We start from the raw sequence: 17,226 nt of genomic DNA, 5'->3' as shown, positions 1-17,226 counted from the left end.
GACCTGCGGGGTTTTTGCTTTGCGGCGGCGAATTTGTGGATGTCGCCGAACGCGCGGCACCCATGCGCCGCGCCTGATTCACGCCTTCTCGTTACGGCTTCCTGTGCCCGCGCAATTCCAGCGCGCGCAGGTACGTGCCCGATATCGACGACGCGCCGTGATGCGTGATTTTCTCGTCGACGAGCGCCCACACCGGCATACCCGACTCGCGCACGCGCCGGCAGAACGACAGGTCCTCGGAGAGATAGACGCCTTGCTCGCTGATCGTGTCGAAAAAACCGTAGAAGCGGCCATCGGCGAGATACGGCGCGTACTGGGAAGGCGGGCGGTAAAGCTGCGTGCGCGGCAGGATCGCTTCGATCGCGTCGCGGCGCACGAGAAAGATGCCGGTGCCGATGTGATTCACCTCGGCCCAGCCGCCGTGCACGTGGCTGTTGCCCGTGGCGTCGGAGACGATCGCGGTGTTGTACGTGACGGTCTTTTCCTGCCATTCGCGCAGCGAAAGCCCGACGTCGGCGCTCGTGATTGTCGTGGCGCCGTCGAAGAAGCGGTACGGGCAGGCAATGCCGGCCACGGGCTTGTTGCCGGCGAGCAGGCGCGGGATGGCTTCGGCGGAGAAGTCCATGTCCGTGTCCAGAAACAGCAAATGCGTGAATTCGGGGCGGCTCAGGAAGTAGCTCGCGAAGAAGTTGCGCGCGCGAATGATGTGCGACGAGGCCGTATGAATGTATTCGTAGCCGATGCCGCGTTCCTTGAAGGTCGCCATGAGTTTGGCGAGCGCCATGGCGAAGTCGAAGTGCACCGAGTTGTCGTAGGTCGGCAGCGCGATGAGGATGTTGATGGGAGGCGCGGCGGCAGTGGGGGCACCCGTGGTACCCGTGGCGGAAGCGGTCATGAGCGAAAATCGCCTTGCGATGTAAGATATTTCTTATTCTTGACGGCGGGTTGCGCTACAACAATCGGACGTATCTGAAAATTCAATCGCAGCCGGCCGAGTTCCCGCGCAGCCGACGCCGCCGCGCCGGTACAATCGCTCCTTTGAATTTGCGGCGAGATGCCGCGTCGGTTACGTGGGTCACGTAGCCACGCGCGCCGCCGCCCACTTCGGTCTCCAGATGCCTATCACTTACAAGTCAGCCGACGATATCGCCCGCCTGCGCATTTCAGGCCGGCTCGCCGCCGACGTGCTCGCGATGATCGGCGAGCACGTCAAGCCGGGCGTCTCCACCGACGACCTCGACGCGATCTGCAACGACTTCATCGTCAATACGCTCAAGGCGGTGCCGGCCAACGTCGGCTACCTCGGCTTCCCGAAGACGATCTGCACCTCGGTCAACTCCGTGGTGTGCCACGGCATTCCGAACCGCGGCGAAGTCTTGAAGGACGGCGACATCATCAACATCGACGTGGCCGTGATCCGGGACGGCTATTTCGGGGACACGAGCCGCATGTACACCGTGGGCACGCCGAGCGCCGTGGGCCGCCAGCTCATCGACACGACCTACGAGGCGATGCTCGCCGGCATCCGCGAAGTGAAGCCGGGCGCGACGCTCGGCGACGTCGGGCACGCCATTCAGCGGCGTGCGCAGGCCGAGGGGTTTTCGATCGTGCGCGAGTATTGCGGCCACGGCATCGGCAAGGTCTATCACGAGGAACCGCAGGTGCTGCACTATGGCCAGCCGGGGCAGGGCGTGCGTCTGAAGCCGGGCATGGTCTTCACGATCGAGCCGATGGTCAACGCGGGCCGCGCGGGCACCACGGTGCAGCGCGACGGCTGGACCGTCGTCACCAAGGATCGCTCGCTCTCCGCGCAATGGGAGCACATGGTCGCCGTCACCGAGGACGGCTACGAACTGCTCACGCCCTGGCCGGACGGCACAGGCGCTTACGAGGCGCCGTGAGGGCGGCCGTGCGGGCGCTCACGCCCGCTGTCAAGAGCGGCGGCAGGGCTGGCGGCGCAACCGTTGTGCGGTGCGGCGCGCGGCATCAATTGTCAAATAAGGATTTGACTCTCAAGCCAGTTCGGTTAAAGCTACGCGTTAGCGCTTTATTGGGGTTTACGACTGCATGAGTCCGTCACTGTCACTGACCGTTCGCCGTATCGCCGCCGATCAGGGTGCCGTGCTCCGCGAGCTTCGAACCGCTTCGCTGCGAGACGCGCCCTATGCATTCGGCGACACGCTCGAAGACGCGCTTTCTGCCGACGCAGCCGTCTTCGACGCCGCGGCGGCCCGGCATGCGGACTCGCACACGGGCACGTCGTTCATTCTGTACACCGAGGGTCATCCCGCCGGATTGATCGGCGCGAGTTTCGAGAGCGCGCCGGCGCGCCGCGCGTTCGTTTCGGCGCTGTGGGTCGCGCCCGCCGTGCGTCATCTGCGCGGCGGCGAACTGCTGCTCAACGCGGCCATCGACTGGCTCGTGAGCGAAGGCGCCACGCAAATCTACGCGTGGATCACCGACTCGAACACCACGGCCATGCGCTTTTACGAGCGCCTCGGTTTCGTCGCCACGGGCGATCACGCGCGCAGCCAGCAGTCGCCCGAGCAATGGGAAACGCTGCTCATGCGCGACGTGAGCGCGCACGTCAAGGCGGCGTCTTCGTCGTAGTCCCTCAAATCGCGGGCGCCTGGGCGTCGCGCCCGGGCCGCGCTCGACGCCCGCCGGCGTCGCGTGATCGCGGCGTGCTTCCCATGTGATCGCCGCCGCGTGGCCGTGCTCGCGGCGCGCTTTGCCTGCCCCGCGATTTTTGTTCCGATTTTGTTTGCGCGAATCCGGCCGGCTAGCCCGCTAAAAATAATGGCCGTGCGCGTTGGCGCCTGTAAAATACGCAAAATTTTTAGCCGAACGCCATGTCGCCCAGGAAATCGCCATATTTTGAACTGAAGAGCGGTTCAGTCGATACGCTTCTGTTCGTGGTCAAGACGACCGAGCTCGACGCCATGCGCGCCGAACTCACGCGTCGCTTCGAGGCGACGCCTGAATTCTTCGCGAACGACACCGTCGCGATCGACTTGCGGCGTCTCGCCGAAGCGGAACAGGTCGCGCTCGGCGACATCGTGCGTCTGCTCGAAAGCGTGCGCATGCGCCCGGTCGGCGTGGTCGCGCATGCCGCGCAGCACGCGTGGGCCGCCGAGGCCGGGCTGCCGTTTCTCGAAGCGCGCGATCGCCGTGGCGCGAACGCGAAATCCGCCGAGGAAAGCAGCGAGCCGGCGAGCGCCGCGCCTGCCGCGAACGCGAGCGAGGTCGGGGCCACGGCTGCCACGGCTTCCGCTGAAGCCTCCACGGAGCCGGCCACGGCCGCTTCTGCCCAGCCTGAACTGTTTTCCCTCGAAGCCCAGAATGCCAGCGCCGCCGCGCCTGACGCCGCCACGCCTGAAGCCGGCGCGGCCGCCAACGCGCGTCCGGAAACGCTCGTGGTCGACCGGCCGCTGCGCTCGGGCCAGCGCATCTACGCGAAGGGCGACGTGGTCGTGCTCGGCCTCGTCTCGAACGGCGCCGAGGTCATCGCCGAGGGCAACATCCATATTTACGCGCCGTTGCGCGGCCGCGCGCTCGCGGGCGTGCACGGCAATCACGACGCACGCATCTTCTGCACGTGCCTCGAAGCGGAACTGATTTCGATCGCGGGCATCTACCGTACGACCGAGGTCCCGCTCACGGCCGACGTGAAGGGCAAGCCGGTGCAAATCCGGCTCGACGAAGAAAAGCTGTTGATCGAACCGTTGAGGCTCACCTGATTCGCCGCTCGCTCAAAGTTCAGGCGGCACGCGATGAGACCAAACTGGAAACTGACGAACGCAAGGTAAGGGAATGGCAAAAATCATTGTGGTGACTTCGGGCAAGGGTGGCGTCGGCAAGACGACCACGAGCGCGAGTTTCGCATCGGGCCTCGCGTTGCGCGGCCATAAAACCGCAGTCATCGACTTCGACGTGGGCCTGCGCAATCTCGACCTGATCATGGGTTGCGAGCGCCGCGTCGTGTACGACCTGATCAACGTGATCCAGGGCGAAGCGAACCTGAATCAGGCGCTCATCAAGGACAAGAAGTGCGAGACGCTCTTCGTCCTGCCCGCTTCGCAGACGCGCGACAAGGACGCGCTCACGAAGGAAGGCGTCGAGAAGGTCATCGACGATCTGATCAAGATGGACTTCGAATACATCATCTGCGACTCGCCGGCCGGTATCGAATCGGGCGCGCTGCTCGCGATGCATTTCGCCGACGAAGCACTGATCGTGACGAATCCGGAAGTGTCCTCGGTGCGCGACTCGGACCGTATTCTCGGCATGCTCTCGTCGAAGACGAAGCGCGCCATCGAAGGCAAGGACCCGATCAAGGAGCATCTGCTCATCACGCGTTACAACCCGAAGCGCGTGAGCGAAGGCGAAATGCTCTCGCTCTCCGACATCGCGGAAATCCTGCGCATCGAGCTGATCGGCGTGATTCCCGAATCGGAAGCCGTGCTGCACGCTTCGAACCAGGGCGTGCCCGCCGTCCACCTCGACGGCACCGACGTCGCCGAAGCGTATAAGGACGTCGTGGCGCGCTTTCTCGGCGAAGAAAAGACGCTTCGCTTCACCGACTACCAGAAGCCGGGGCTCCTGCAGCGCCTGTTCGGCAGCAAGTAAGGGAGGCGCACGTCATGTCGTTTCTTTCGTTTTTTCTCGGCGAGAAGAAGAAGTCCGCCTCGGTAGCGAAGGAACGCCTGCAGCTCATCATTGCTCACGAGCGCGCAGGCGGTCATCCGCCCGCCGATTATCTGCCGGCCCTGCAACGCGAACTCGTCGCGGTGATCTCGAAGTACGTGAAGATCTCCGACGAAGACATTCGCGTGAGCCTCGAACGTCAGGACGATCTCGAAGTGCTCGAGGTCAAGATCGAGATTCCGCAGGCTTGAGTTTCCGCGCGCGCGGCTGGGCATGCCGCGCGCGTAGTTGTGGTTGTCGTTGTCGTTGTGGTTCGTCGTCCATCGCCGTGGTGTGTCGATGTCCTTCCCGGTGCGCGTTCCGTGCGCGCCGTTCGCCGCGCTGAGCGCGCGCGGGCCCAGTCCGCTTGCGGCGCCTTCCCCGCTATTGCCTCGCCGAAATATTCGGTTTCACTTCACCCTGTGCCGTTACACCGTGCATGTCAGCGCGAACGTGCGCTCGCGCATTGTTCCGGTAACGCCGGATTGCGGCGTCCAACTACAAGGGTGATCGATATGAACAACACACTTCGTGGCTTCATCGCCAAGGCCGCCATCGTTGCGGCCGGTACCTGCGCCGTGGCCGCGCCCGCGTTCGCCGCGGTCGTGATCGTCGAGCCGAATGTCGCGCCGCCCGCCGAGCGCGTCGAGGTGATGCCGGCGCCGCGCGCGGGCTACGTCTGGGACAAAGGTCACTGGCAGTGGGCGCGCGGCCACTACGTGTGGGTGCAGGGCCACTGGCAGCACGAGCGCGTCGGCTATCACTGGGTGCCGGGCCACTGGGTCGCGCACGGTCCGAACTGGCGCTGGATCGAAGGCCATTGGGCCGCTTGATCCCGTGCGCGTCATGTTGATGGCGCGCGCTCGAACGCGCGCGCCGTGGGGGAGAACATCATGAGCAGGAAGCTGCTTGCCGTGGCCGCGCTGGCATTCGTGCTGGCGGGCTGCATCGTCGTACCCGTGCAGCCGGTGCATGTCCGGCCCGCGGTGGTGGTCTACTGACGTCGACTCATCGTCGATGCGGGATGCGCCCGGCGCGTCTCGGCGGTGCAGGTGTGCCGCCGGGACGTAGCCGGGCGTTTTTGCTTTTGTGCGTTCGTGTTTTGCTTTTACGTGAGATGCGCAGGCGGTTTTTCGCGTACGCGAAAATGCCTTCGACAACCTCGACGCCGCCGATCCGAACGACACCGATCACGCCGTTTTTCCGCGCCGCTTTCTATTACACGCTTGTTAGAAGTGTGCCCGTTGCCTGGCCGTCGTCGCGCGAAAAGCACGCCAGCGCGCGTCTCGCGAGCGTGGTGTTACATGGGCCATACCGCTGCTTACACTTTGCAACGCCTTGGGGGTTCGGCGTCGTGTTCAATCGGAACTGTCCAGCCGATACGCATTGAACCGCACTGCGTGACTGGCAAACCGATACTGACTCGACGGGAGAACGAAGTGAAACGATTGACGCTTACCCTCATCGCCGGCGCCTTGCTGGCGGCCTCGCTGGGCGGCTGCGTCGTGGTGCCGGCCGGCGGCTACTACGGCGGCGGCTACCATCACGGCTACTACTATCGCTGATCGCCGTCGGCCAACCCGGCTCGCCTGAGTTCAGGCGAGCAGCATTTCGATCGCGACGACGGCGGCAATGGCGGCCGCATTCGCCGCGATCGCTTCGAATACCACGGCGCGCCAGCTGGAGACTCGCCAGCGGAACGCCAGCAGCAGCGATATGCCTAGCGCGAGCGCCATGATCATCACGATGTCGGCATTGCTCAGATGCAGGTTCATGGTCGGCTCCCTGCGAGTTCGCTCGCGGCCTGTGAGTCGAGTATAGGAGCGCATCGGGTGTACCCGAAAGTAAACAAAAAAGCGCAAAAAAAACCGCGCACACGCTCAAGACAGAACGCAAAAAAGCGGCGCCGGATTGCTCCGGACGCCGCTTTTTTTATCGACGAATGATCGACGAAAACCGCGGGCTTTACGTGAGCGACGTGTGCCGCGTTTCGCGCATGCAGAGCACGCCGACGAGGCTCACCGCCGCCGCGATCGACACGTACATGCCGACCCACGACAGGCCGCCGCGCGCCGCCAGCACCTGCGCGATGTAGGGCGCCACCGAAGCGCCCAGGATGCCGCCAAGGTTGTAGGCCACGCCCGCGCCCGTGTAGCGCACGCTGGTGGGGAACAGCTCGGGCAGCAACGCGCCCATCGGGGCGAAGGTCGCGCCCATCAAGAACAGCTCGATCACGAGGAACAGCAGTACGAGCGGCAACTGGCCGCTGCCAAGCAGCGGTTGCATCGTGAAGCCCGAGAGAATCGCCAGAATGCAGCCGACGATCAGCACCGGCTTGCGGCCGTAGCGGTCGGAGAGCCAGGCCGAGATCGGCGTGGCGATGCCCATGAACACCACGGCGATACACAGCATGCCGAGGAAGGTCGGACGCGCGATGTGCAGCGCGCCCACGCCGTGCGAGAGCGAGAATACCGTGGCGTTGTAGAACAGCGTGTAGCAGACGACCATGGACAGCGCGCCGAGCAGCGTCGGCACCCAGTGCTTCGAAAGCAGCGTGGCGACCGGCACGCGCACGCGCTCCTTGCGCTCGATCGCGGCCTTGAACGCGGGCGTTTCAGCGATCTTCAGGCGCACGTAGAGACCCAGCGCGACGAGCACCGCCGAGACGATGAACGGCACGCGCCAGCCCCAGTCGCGGAACTGCTGGTCGGAGAGCGTCGTGGCGAGGCCGAAGAACAGGCCGTTCGAGGCGAGAAAGCCCACCGAGGGGCCGAGCTGCGGGAACATGCCGAACCAGCCGCGCTTGCCTTGCGGCGCGTATTCGGTGGCGAGCAGCGCCGCGCCGCCCCATTCGCCGCCCAGACCGATGCCCTGGCCGAAGCGCAGCACGCACAGCAGGATCGGTGCGAGGCTGCCGATGGCGTCGTAGCCGGGCACGAAGCCGATCAGCGTGGTCGAGAGGCCCATGACGAGCAGCGAGGCGACGAGCGTCGATTTACGGCCGATGCGGTCGCCGAAGTGGCCGAACAGGAACGAGCCGATCGGGCGCGCGACGAACGCGATGCCGAACGTGACGAACGCCGACAGCGCCTGCGCCGTGGCGGAGCCGTGCGGGAAGAACACAGGGCCGATCACGAGCGCGGCCGCGGTGGCGTAGACGTAAAAGTCGTAGAACTCGATCGCGGTGCCGATAAAGCTCGCGAAAATCACGCGCGCGGTGCTCTGCTGCCTGGCCGCGTTGGCGTCGTCGGCGCGCGCGGGTGAAATGGGGGAGGTGGACATCGAAGGTCTCCAGTCGTTGTGACGTGCGCTGGCGCTCGGAACGGGCCGTGGCGGCGCGGGCGTCTTTGTTCGGGCTTGCAGGCGTGGCAGGCGCCCCGAAGCAATGGCGCGCGTATCGATCTTCGAGGCGGGGTGATGCCGAATGGCCCGAATCGCCGTGGATCGACCGTCATGCGGCCAGTGCCGGTTTGTCAGTATGCATCGCGCCGCGCTGGCTGTGCGTGCGATGTTCGGGACCGCGCGAAGCGCGCGCCGATAGGCGCGAAAGGGCGCAACGCAGGGTCTTGCGTCCGGCGCGGCCGCACGGATGGCGCGTGGCGCGGGACTGCCGGCAGGCGCCGGCGAGGGATAACGAAAAATTATAACGACCGCGCATGCCGCGCAGCAAGGCGGCTGTTTGCTTTGCGTGCGTCTCGCGCGCGGCGGGAGCGCCGCGGCGGCGGTTTCAGTCGAAGTTTTGCGCCTGCGGCGAGGCCATGGAGCGGAGCTGGAATTTGCCGTTGTCGTTGAACAGCCAGTCTTCGAACAGCTCGATCTGACCGGCGGAATTGAGCAGGCGCGAGGGCGGCGCGGGCAGCGGTGCCGCGCGGCGCAGGGTGGAGAGGGCGGTGGCTTCGGCCTCGTCGTCGCCGTTGGTGCGATACACCGACGACTTCACGAGCTGGCCGTTGCGGTCGACGGTAAAGGAGACGACCACGAGCGAGCGCAGCATCGCTTGCGGCGAGCCATGGAGGATGTACGAGGGATTGCGGTCGACGATGCGCTTCGCGACCGCCGAGCGATAGTCGTCGAGCGCGCCGCTATTGAGCGCGGCGGGCGGCATGACGAGCAACGGTTTTTGCGGCAGCGTGATCGTACAGGCGGCGAGCCAGGCGCTCAAGCCGAGTGCGACGAGTGCGACGAGGGTGCCGAGGCGTTGCGCGAGCGCAGCGCGGGGCAGGGCAAGACGGGCACGACGAACGCGGATCGGCATGATCGGCTGGCTCGAAACGGAACCTGATTCGAGCTTAGCCGAAACGCGAGGGGTTTCAATCGGCACAGTCCCGCGTTGCATGTGGCGCGAGCCACGGCGCCCGCGCGGGACGATTTAACGCTTTATTCGACGGGGAATTGCGCGCAGGGGTCCGAGATGGTCGTGGCGCAGGCGTACGAGTATTCGCCGCTCTTCAGGAACAGCTCCTTGCCGACCTGGAAGTTCTCGCGCAGGTCCGGCGACGATTCCCACGCGATATAGCTGGAGCACATGGCGGCAAAGAGGCAGACGAAGGAAAAGGCGACCTTTTCCAGGATGTGGTGTTCGTGCGGCATGGTGAGTTATCCCTTCAGTGTGTGGGATTTTACCCTGGGATTAGGGTTTTCACCTAGGTTGTTGTGCAAATGCCGAAAAGATGGATTGTGGTTCGACCCTTTTATGGGTTATTCAGGATTTTTTCGTGTGATTTGCGCGCCGATTCCGTGAATAGCTTCAGCGGGCGGCCGCCGGCACGCGATGGGCCAGTTCGCGAAAACAATTCGCGCGGATGAAAGCGGGAAAGCGCAAAAGCGCAGGGTGCAATCACGGCTCGGTTCGCGGGCGAAACCGGCGAATGGGAAGAGGCGCGGAAGAGAAGCGAAGAGAACGTTGAACCGGAGTGATTCGGAAAGCGGCGATGCGTGGGTTCTGGCGGAGGCGGTGAGATTCGAACTCACGGAAGGATTACTCCTTCGCCGGTTTTCAAGACCGGTGCATTCAACCACTCTGCCACACCTCCGGAGCCGCGCATTGTAACCTGGATCACACACCCCACGGCAGGGCGCGCCTCGACTGCGTCAAAACTTTGAGTCCGCGCGCCTCGCTGGACCCTGTTTCAAGCCTCGTCCTTCAAAAACAGCCCTTGCAAGTCGTTGAGAAACCGCTGGCCCAGTTCGGTCGGCGCGATCTTTTCGTGGTCGCGCGCGATGAGCCCACGCCGCTCCGCTTCCTGCAGCGCCGGCTCGATCGTCGTGATCGGCAGACCCGTGCGTTCGATGAAACGGTGCACCGGAAAGCCTTCCACGAGCCGCAGCGCATTGAGCATGAATTCGAACGGCAGATCGTGCGCGCTCACTTCGTGCTGTTCGTGGATCGGCGTGCCCGCGCGCGCCTGCTCGATAAAGGTGGTCGGATGCTTGTAACGCATCTGGCGCACGATGCGGTTCGGAAACGACAGCTTCGAATGCGCGCCCGCACCAATGCCGAGGTAATCGCCGAAGCGCCAGTAGTTGAGATTGTGCTGCGATTGCCGGCCGGGTTGCGCATACGCCGAGACTTCGTAGCGCCCGTAGCCCGCTTCCGCTGTGCGCGCGTGGATCCACTCCTGCATGTCGGCGGATTGATCGTCGTCCGGGAGCACGGGCGGAAACTTCGCGAACAGCGTGTTCGGTTCGAGCGTCAGGTGATAGAGCGACAGATGCGGCGGCTTGAACGCGAGCGCCGTTTCGATATCGGCCTGACATTGCGCGAGCGTCTGCTGCGGCAACGCGAACATCAGATCGAGATTGAAGTTGTCGAAGGTGCTCGCCGCGACTTCGACGGCATGGCGCGCCTGCGCCGCGTCGTGGATGCGGCCGAGCGCCTTCAGGTGCGCCTCGTCGAAGCTCTGGATGCCCACCGAAAGCCGGTTCACGCCGCTCGCGCGAAACTGCGCGAACTTCGCGGCTTCGAAGGTGCCGGGATTCGCTTCGAGCGTGATTTCCGCGTCGGCGTCGAGCGGCAGCAGCGCGCGAATGTCCGACAGCATGCGGTCGAGCCCTTGCGCCGAAAGCAGGCTCGGCGTGCCGCCGCCGATGAAGATCGTGTGCACCTGGCGGCCCCACACGAGCGGGAGCGCCTGCTCGAGATCGGCGCGCAACGCGTCGAGATAATCGTTCTCGGGAAAGCGCTCGCCTTTCCATTCGTGCGAGTTGAAATCGCAATACGGGCACTTGCGCACGCACCACGGGAAATGCACGTAAAGCGAAAGCGGCGGCAGCGACGTCAGGCGCACGCTGCCCGGCATCGTGAACGACTTCACGACTTCGATGCCAATGCGGTGCTGCTGGCTCACGCTTCCTCCTCGAGCCGCGCGAGCAGTTGGCGCAGCGCGATCGCGCGATGGCTCGACGCGTTCTTCAGCGCCGGGTCCACTTCCGCGGCGGTGGCCTCGAGTTCGGGCACGTAGAAGTAGGGGTCGTAGCCGAAGCCGTTCGCGCCGCGCGGCGCGTCGAGCACGACGCCGTGCCAGCGGCCTTCGGCGATCAGCGGTTCGGGATCGTCCGCGTGACGCACGAGCGCGAGCACGCAGTAGTAGTACGCGCGGCGATCGGCGTGTTGCTCCAGATTGGCGACGAGCAGCGCGTTGTTGGCCGCGTCGCTCTTTTCGCCGCCCGCGAGTTGCGCGTAGCGCGCCGAGTACACGCCCGGCGCGCCGCGCAAGGCACGCACGCACAAGCCGGAATCGTCGGCGATGGCGGGCAGGCCCGTGAGCTTCGCCGCGTGACGCGCCTTGGCGAGCGCGTTCTCGACGAAGGTCGGATGTGGCTCCTCGGCTTCGGGCACGTTCAGCGCCCCTTGCGGCACGAGTTCGATGCCGGCCGCGCCGAGCAGCGCCGCGAACTCGCGCAGCTTGCCCGCGTTGTTCGAGGCGAGCACGACGCGCTTGAACACGCCGTCATTCGCCGCGTCGTTCGATACCTCAGCCATGCACGATCTCCAGCGCGGCTTTTTGCATGTCGATCAGCGAGCGGATGCCGCCTTGCGCGAGGTCGAGCAAGGCGTTGAGTTCCTCGCGCGAGAACGGCGCGCCTTCGGCCGTGCCCTGGACTTCGACCATGCCGCCCGAGCCCGTCATGACCACGTTCATGTCGGTATCGCACTGCGAGTCTTCGGCATAGTCGAGATCGAGCACGGGCAGGCCGTTGTGAATGCCGACCGAAATCGCGGCCACGTAGTCGCTGATCGGCGAGCGTTCGAGGCGGCCCGTCGCGAGCAGCTTCGACACGGCGTCGTGCGCCGCGACGAACGCGCCCGTGATGCTGGCCGTGCGCGTGCCGCCGTCGGCCTGCAGCACGTCGCAATCGAGGTTGATGGTGCGCGCGCCGAGCGCTTCGAGATCGAACACCGCGCGCATCGCGCGGCCGATCAGGCGCTGGATTTCCTGCGTGCGGCCGGTCTGCTTGCCGCGTGCGGCCTCGCGGTCGCTGCGCGTGTGGGTGGCGCGCGGCAGCATGCCGTATTCGGCCGTGAGCCAGCCCTGGCCCTTGTCGCGCAGGAACGGCGGCACGCTTTCGGAAACGCTCGCGGTGCACAGCACCTTGGTTTCGCCGAATTCGACGAGCACGGACCCTTCGGCGTACTTCGTGTAATGGCGGGTGATGCGGACGTCGCGAAGCTGGTCGGCGGCGCGGCCGGAGGGGCGCTGGATCGATTGGGTCATCGTGGGAGGTGCGTGCGCACCGCGGAAGGAGGGGAAAACGCAATTTTACCGCCTTCGCGCCACCCGCGATGCGCCGGGCCTCGCCGCCCACATCGACGAAACGCGCCGGCGTTGCCACGCGCCTCGGCGGACCCGCGTCGGGACCCCGGTTCGCGGGGCGCGCCGCCAAAAATGGGATAATACGGTTTCCCCGCCCCGCGCCTGTCGTCCGCTCCTCAATCGTCGACGACTTCCCGCCGGGCGCCTCGTTTTTCCCGCCGTGAATCGCGCGCTGCCGGCGCGGCATCACGGCTTTTTTCGCGAGACGAACCATGATTTACAGCATGACCGGCTATGCCAGCGCGACGCGCGAGCTTGCAGCGGCATCGGGCACGGGCGGCGCGAGTGTCTCCGTCGAATTGCGCACGGTGAATTCGCGCTTTCTCGACCTGAACTTTCGCATGCCCGAAGACGTGCGCGTGATCGAGCCCACGCTGCGCGAGATGCTGATGACGAAGCTCTCGCGCGGCAAGGTCGACATCCGCATCAACATCCAGCGCAGCGAGCAGGCGGCCAACGCGGGCGCGCTCAACCGCGACGCGCTCGAGCAGCTCGCCGTGCTGGAGCGCGCCGTGCTCGAAGCGTTCCCCGAGTCGGGGCGCCTGCGCACCGGCGAGATCCTGCGCTGGCCCGGCGTGATCGCCGAGAGCGGCGTGGCGGCCGAGGTGCTGCGCGACGCGGTGCTCGGTTGCGGCAAGCAGGCCATTGCCGACCTCATCGACGTGCGCGCGCGCGAAGGCGCGCAACTCGCGACCATGCTGCTCGCGAACGTCACGGAGATGGAAGCGATCGTCGCGCGCATCACGCCGCTCGTGCCGGAACTCATCGCGCGGCATCAGCAGAAGATCGTGGAGCGTTTGCAGGAAGCGCTCGGCATCGCCGCGCCGAACAGCGAGGCGAGCGGCACCATCGGCAGCGTGTCGCGCGACGAAGTGGCCGAACGCATTCGTCAGGAAGTGACGATGTACGGTATCCGCATCGACATCGCCGAAGAACTCTCGCGTCTCACCGCGCATCTGAACGAAACGCGTCACGTGATCGAGAAGGGCGGCCGCGTCGGCAAGCGTCTCGACTTCATGATGCAGGAACTGAATCGCGAAGCGAACACGCTCGGTTCGAAGGCGGCCGCGAAGGAACTCGCCGACGCCTCGATGACGCTCAAGCTGCTCATCGAGCAGATGCGCGAGCAGGTACAGAATCTGGAATAAGGAAGCAACGAACATGACCGACTCCACCCACACGCCGCTCTCGGAGATCAAGCCGGAGAAGAAGCGCAATCCGTACGTGGGCACGTACCCCGGCAATCTGTTCATGGTGGTGGCGCCTTCGGGCGCGGGCAAGTCGACGCTCGTGAACGCGCTGCTCGCGGAAGACAGCGCAATCCGTCTGTCGATCTCGTACACCACGCGCGCGCCGCGCTCGAAAGAGCGTGACGGCGAGCATTACCACTTCACGAGCGTCGACGATTTCCTCACGCGCCACGGCGCGGGCGAGTTCCTCGAAAGCGCGGAAGTGCACGGCAACTACTACGCCACTTCGCGCGTGTGGATCGAAGACCAGATGAAGAACGGCTGCGACGTGCTGCTCGAAATCGACTGGCAAGGCGCGCAGCAGGTGAAGAAACAGTTTCGCAACGCGGTGGAAATTTTCATTCTGCCGCCGTCGCTCGAAGCGCTCGCCGACCGCCTGAAAAAGCGCGGCGAAGACGAACCGAACGTGATCACGCGACGCCTGCTGGCGGCGGGCAGCGAGATCGCGCATGCGAGCGAGTCGGAGTACGTCGTCATCAACGAAAACTTCGATCGCGCGCTGCAGGAACTGCGCAACATCGTGAGCGCGACGCGTCTGCGTTTCGCTTCGCAATATGCGCGGCATACGGAGCTGTTCGTGCAGCTCGGTATCCACCAGCCCCAGCCCGGCGCATCGGGCACATAAGGTAGAATAAGAACCTGCTGAGAATGAGAAGGAAACCGACATGGCCCGCATCACCGTCGAAGATTGTCTGAAACAGATTCCGAACCGCTTCGAACTGGCGCTCGCCGCGACGTATCGCGCGCGTCAGCTCGCACAAGGTCACACGCCGAAGATCGAAAGCCGCGACAAGCCTACCGTCGTCGCGCTGCGCGAGATCGCTTCCGGCCAGGTGGGTCTGGAAATGCTGAAGAAGGTGCCGGTCTAACCACACCTGGCACGCTTAACCCGCGTGCCCGCTTTTCTGTATTGCCGTAGTGTGTAGTTCGCAACAAGTCATACGCGCAGTCGCATCGATCGCATCAACCGTCAACGCCTGACCTGATACGGAGGGGAACATGAGCACGACGCCCTCACCGGCCACCGAGGTGGACCAGGAAGCCGAGACGACGAGCCCTGCGCGCAATTACATCGACGCGGTCCTCGAACAGTCGTTTCGCCATCTGTTCGGACCGACCGCGACGCCGGAGCAGCCCCGCAAGCACGGGGTCGTCTCCATCGCCAATCTGACCGCCGCGCTTTCCGGTTACCTCACACCCGAGGAAATCAAGGAAGTGAAGGCGGCGTTCCACTTCAGCGACGAAGCCCACCTCGGGCAATATCGCCAGAGCGGCGAACCCTACATTACCCATCCCGTCGCGGTCGCGGAAATCTGCGCCGGCTGGAAGCTCGACGCGCAGTCGATCCAGGCGGCACTGCTGCACGACGTGATGGAAGACCAGGGCGTGACCAAGGCGGAACTCGCCGAGCGCTTCGGCGCGAAAGTCGCGGAACTGGTCGACGGTCTCTCGAAACTCGACAAGATGGAGTTTCGCAATCGCGAGGAAGCGCAGGCGGAAAATTTCCGCAAGATGCTGCTCGCGATGGCGCGCGACGTGCGCGTCATTCTCGTCAAGCTCGCCGACCGGCTGCACAACATGCGCACGCTCGGCGCGGTGCCGCCCGAGAAGCGCCGCCGCGTGGCGCGCGAGACCATCGACATCTATGCGCCCATCGCGCACCGTCTCGGCCTGAACAACACCTATCGCGAGCTGCAGGACCTGAGTTTCGCGAACTTCAATCCGAACCGCTATGCCACGCTCGAAAAAGCGGTGAAGTCGGCGCGCGGCAACCGGCGCGAGGTGGTGAGCAAGATCCTCGAAGCGGTGCAGCGCGCGATTGCCGAAGCGAAGCTCGACGCCGAGGTCACGGGCCGCGAGAAGACCATCTTCAGCATCTACAAGAAGATGCGCGACAAGCAGTTGTCGTTCTCGCAGGTGCTCGACGTGTACGGTTTTCGCGTCGTGGTGGAGTCGGCGCTCGAGTGCTATACGTGCATCGGCGCGCTGCATGCGCTCTACAAGCCGGTGCCGGGCAAGTTCAAGGATTACATCGCCATTCCCAAGGTGAATGGCTATCAGTCGCTGCACACCACGCTCGTGGGCCCGTTCGGCGCGCCCATCGAGTTCCAGGTGCGCACGCGCAAGATGCACGAGATCGCCGAGGCGGGCGTGGCCGCGCACTGGCTCTACAAGAACGGCGGCGCCGATCTCAACGACGTGCAAAAGCGCGCGCACCAGTGGCTCAAGTCGCTGCTCGACATCCAGAGCGAGGCGGGCGACTCGAGCGAATTCCTCGAACACGTCAAGATCGACCTGTTCCCGGACGCGGTTTACGTGTTCACGCCGAAGTCGAAGATCATGGCGCTGCCGCGCGGCGCCACGGCGCTCGACTTCGCGTATTCGATCCACAGCGACCTGGGCAACCAGTGCGTCGCGGTGAAGATCAACAACGAGCTGCTGCCGCTGCGCACGGAGTTGAAGAGCGGCGACATCGTCGAAGTGATCACGGCGCCGTATTCGAAACCGAACCCCGCGTGGCTCGGTTTCGTGCGCACCGGTAAGGCGCGCTCGGCGATCCGCCACTATCTCAAGACGATGCGGCTCACGGAGTCCGTGCAGCTGGGCGAGCGGCTCGTCGATCAGGCGCTCAAGGGCTACGGTTACCAGCTTTCGGAAGTCACGCCGGAGGTGTGGGAAAAGCTGGTCCTGTGGACCGGCAACAAGAATCGCCAGGAAATTTACGCCGACATCGGTCTCGGCCGGCGCGTGGCGGCGGTCATGGCCAAGCGCATCGAGGTGCTGATGAGCGGCCAGGACGCCGACGATCCCGAGCATCATCACGCGCCGCGCGACCCGAATGCGCCGCACGCGCCGCCGGTGGTCATCACGGGCACGGAAGGCATGTCGGTGCAGCTCTCGGCCTGCTGCCGCCCGATTCCCGGCGACGACATCATGGGTTACATCGGCATCGGGCTCGGCATGGCGATCCATACCACCGACTGCCGCGTGGCGCAGCGCATCCACCGCCGCGATCCGGGCCGCTGGATCGACGTGGCATGGGCGCCGCAGCCGGGCCGCCTGTTCGACGTGGCCGTGAAGGTGCTCGTGAAGAACACCAAGGGCGTGTTCGCGCGCGTGGCCGCCGACATCACGTCCGCCGACGCCAACATCGTGCACATCGCCATGGACGACGATCTGGCGCAGGAATCGAATCTCCTGCGCTTCGTGATCCAGGTGAGCGATCGTGTGCATCTCGCCAATGTCATGCGCCGCGTGCGCACGAACCCCGACGTGATGCGCATTTCGCGCGAGCGTCCGAGCGACGACGGGCACCATCGCCACGATGGCGGCATGCGCATCGACCGCGAGCGCGCCGACTACTGACGCGGCGCATTCGGCGCGGTCCACGCCGCGCGCTGGTTACGCACTCGCCGCGTATTGCGTCACGTTGCTGCGTCGCGTTTCCATCGCGCCCTGCGTCGTTCGGGGCGCTG

General features: G+C 65.0%; 19 protein-coding genes and 1 tRNA gene. 10 read left to right on the top strand and 10 right to left on the bottom strand.

Features of this window, described 5'->3' with window-relative positions; genetic code table 11:
* Positions 1 to 91: 91 nt before the first annotated feature.
* The gene (locus FAZ98_RS10130) at positions 92 to 895 is read right to left on the bottom strand and encodes a glycosyltransferase family 2 protein (RefSeq protein ID WP_158951088.1); all 804 of its coding nucleotides are present in this window, start codon (positions 893 to 895) and stop codon (positions 92 to 94) included.
* 220 nt (positions 896 to 1,115) lie between these two features.
* Between FAZ98_RS10130 and map the strand changes: the two genes are divergently transcribed.
* The 6 genes from map to FAZ98_RS10100 all read left to right on the top strand — a co-directional run bounded on the left by map (position 1,116) and on the right by FAZ98_RS10100 (position 5,519).
* Positions 1,116 to 1,901, top strand: coding sequence for a type I methionyl aminopeptidase (map, locus tag FAZ98_RS10125; RefSeq protein ID WP_158951087.1), 786 nt, complete (start codon positions 1,116 to 1,118; stop codon positions 1,899 to 1,901).
* A 166-nt stretch (positions 1,902 to 2,067) separates the two neighbouring features.
* The gene (locus FAZ98_RS10120; RefSeq protein ID WP_158951086.1) at positions 2,068 to 2,610 is read left to right on the top strand and encodes a GNAT family N-acetyltransferase; all 543 of its coding nucleotides are present in this window, start codon (positions 2,068 to 2,070) and stop codon (positions 2,608 to 2,610) included.
* A gap of 242 nt (positions 2,611 to 2,852) precedes the next feature.
* Positions 2,853 to 3,740: a septum site-determining protein MinC gene (gene minC / locus FAZ98_RS10115; protein ID WP_158951085.1), complete on the top strand. Its 888-nt coding sequence runs from the start codon at positions 2,853 to 2,855 to the stop codon at positions 3,738 to 3,740.
* 73 nt (positions 3,741 to 3,813) lie between these two features.
* Entirely contained in the window at positions 3,814 to 4,629 is an 816-nt protein-coding gene (minD, locus tag FAZ98_RS10110; protein WP_158951084.1) for a septum site-determining protein MinD, read from the top strand.
* Positions 4,630 to 4,643: 14 nt separating this feature from the next.
* Entirely contained in the window at positions 4,644 to 4,898 is a 255-nt protein-coding gene (gene minE, locus FAZ98_RS10105) for a cell division topological specificity factor MinE (RefSeq protein WP_027795398.1), read from the top strand.
* Positions 4,899 to 5,201: 303 nt separating this feature from the next.
* Complete coding sequence (locus FAZ98_RS10100) at positions 5,202 to 5,519, top strand: YXWGXW repeat-containing protein (protein ID WP_158951083.1); 318 nt, start codon at positions 5,202 to 5,204, stop codon at positions 5,517 to 5,519.
* 762 nt (positions 5,520 to 6,281) lie between these two features.
* Here FAZ98_RS10100 and FAZ98_RS10095 read toward each other — a convergent pair.
* The 9 genes from FAZ98_RS10095 to rph form a co-directional block, all read right to left on the bottom strand.
* A complete protein-coding gene (locus FAZ98_RS10095) occupies positions 6,282 to 6,461 on the bottom strand; it encodes a hypothetical protein (RefSeq protein ID WP_158951082.1) in 180 nt (59 codons plus the stop codon).
* Between the two features lie 190 nt (positions 6,462 to 6,651).
* Entirely contained in the window at positions 6,652 to 7,968 is a 1,317-nt protein-coding gene (locus FAZ98_RS10090; protein ID WP_158951081.1) for an MFS transporter, read from the bottom strand.
* Positions 7,969 to 8,413: 445 nt separating this feature from the next.
* A complete protein-coding gene (locus FAZ98_RS10085) occupies positions 8,414 to 8,941 on the bottom strand; it encodes an energy transducer TonB family protein (protein ID WP_158951080.1) in 528 nt (175 codons plus the stop codon).
* A 122-nt stretch (positions 8,942 to 9,063) separates the two neighbouring features.
* A complete protein-coding gene (locus FAZ98_RS10080) occupies positions 9,064 to 9,276 on the bottom strand; it encodes a hypothetical protein (RefSeq protein ID WP_158951079.1) in 213 nt (70 codons plus the stop codon).
* Between the two features lie 108 nt (positions 9,277 to 9,384).
* A complete protein-coding gene (locus tag FAZ98_RS10075) occupies positions 9,385 to 9,657 on the bottom strand; it encodes a hypothetical protein (protein WP_158951078.1) in 273 nt (90 codons plus the stop codon).
* Positions 9,630 to 9,719: transfer RNA gene (locus FAZ98_RS10070), tRNA-Ser, on the bottom strand. The genes FAZ98_RS10075 and FAZ98_RS10070 overlap by 28 nt, the downstream gene beginning before the upstream one ends.
* Positions 9,720 to 9,815: 96 nt before the next feature.
* Positions 9,816 to 10,985, bottom strand: a complete 1,170-nt coding sequence (gene hemW, locus FAZ98_RS10065; RefSeq protein WP_233272708.1) for a radical SAM family heme chaperone HemW — start codon at positions 10,983 to 10,985, stop codon at positions 9,816 to 9,818.
* 44 nt (positions 10,986 to 11,029) lie between these two features.
* Entirely contained in the window at positions 11,030 to 11,668 is a 639-nt protein-coding gene (rdgB, locus tag FAZ98_RS35580) for an RdgB/HAM1 family non-canonical purine NTP pyrophosphatase (RefSeq protein ID WP_158951077.1), read from the bottom strand.
* The gene (rph, locus tag FAZ98_RS10055) at positions 11,661 to 12,401 is read right to left on the bottom strand and encodes a ribonuclease PH (RefSeq protein ID WP_158951076.1); all 741 of its coding nucleotides are present in this window, start codon (positions 12,399 to 12,401) and stop codon (positions 11,661 to 11,663) included. The genes rdgB and rph overlap by 8 nt, the downstream gene beginning before the upstream one ends.
* 311 nt (positions 12,402 to 12,712) lie before the next feature.
* Here rph and FAZ98_RS10050 point away from each other — a divergent pair, with 311 nt between their 5' ends.
* From FAZ98_RS10050 to FAZ98_RS10035, 4 genes are all read left to right on the top strand, one after another.
* Entirely contained in the window at positions 12,713 to 13,648 is a 936-nt protein-coding gene (locus FAZ98_RS10050; RefSeq protein ID WP_158951075.1) for a YicC/YloC family endoribonuclease, read from the top strand.
* Positions 13,649 to 13,661: 13 nt separating this feature from the next.
* Positions 13,662 to 14,375 carry a guanylate kinase gene (gmk, locus tag FAZ98_RS10045; protein WP_158951074.1) on the top strand — a complete coding sequence of 238 codons (714 nt, stop codon included), beginning with the start codon at positions 13,662 to 13,664 and terminating at the stop codon, positions 14,373 to 14,375.
* A gap of 40 nt (positions 14,376 to 14,415) precedes the next feature.
* Positions 14,416 to 14,619: a DNA-directed RNA polymerase subunit omega gene (gene rpoZ, locus FAZ98_RS10040; protein WP_027817423.1), complete on the top strand. Its 204-nt coding sequence runs from the start codon at positions 14,416 to 14,418 to the stop codon at positions 14,617 to 14,619.
* A 130-nt stretch (positions 14,620 to 14,749) separates the two neighbouring features.
* Positions 14,750 to 17,116 carry a RelA/SpoT family protein gene (locus tag FAZ98_RS10035; protein WP_158951073.1) on the top strand — a complete coding sequence of 789 codons (2,367 nt, stop codon included), beginning with the start codon at positions 14,750 to 14,752 and terminating at the stop codon, positions 17,114 to 17,116.
* Positions 17,117 to 17,226: the final 110 nt, after the last annotated feature.

Source organism: Paraburkholderia acidisoli (genome assembly GCF_009789675.1).
Classification (GTDB): domain Bacteria; phylum Pseudomonadota; class Gammaproteobacteria; order Burkholderiales; family Burkholderiaceae; genus Paraburkholderia; species Paraburkholderia acidisoli.
Note: the sequence above shows the minus strand (reverse complement) of the source record. Positions and strands in the feature narration are given on the sequence as shown.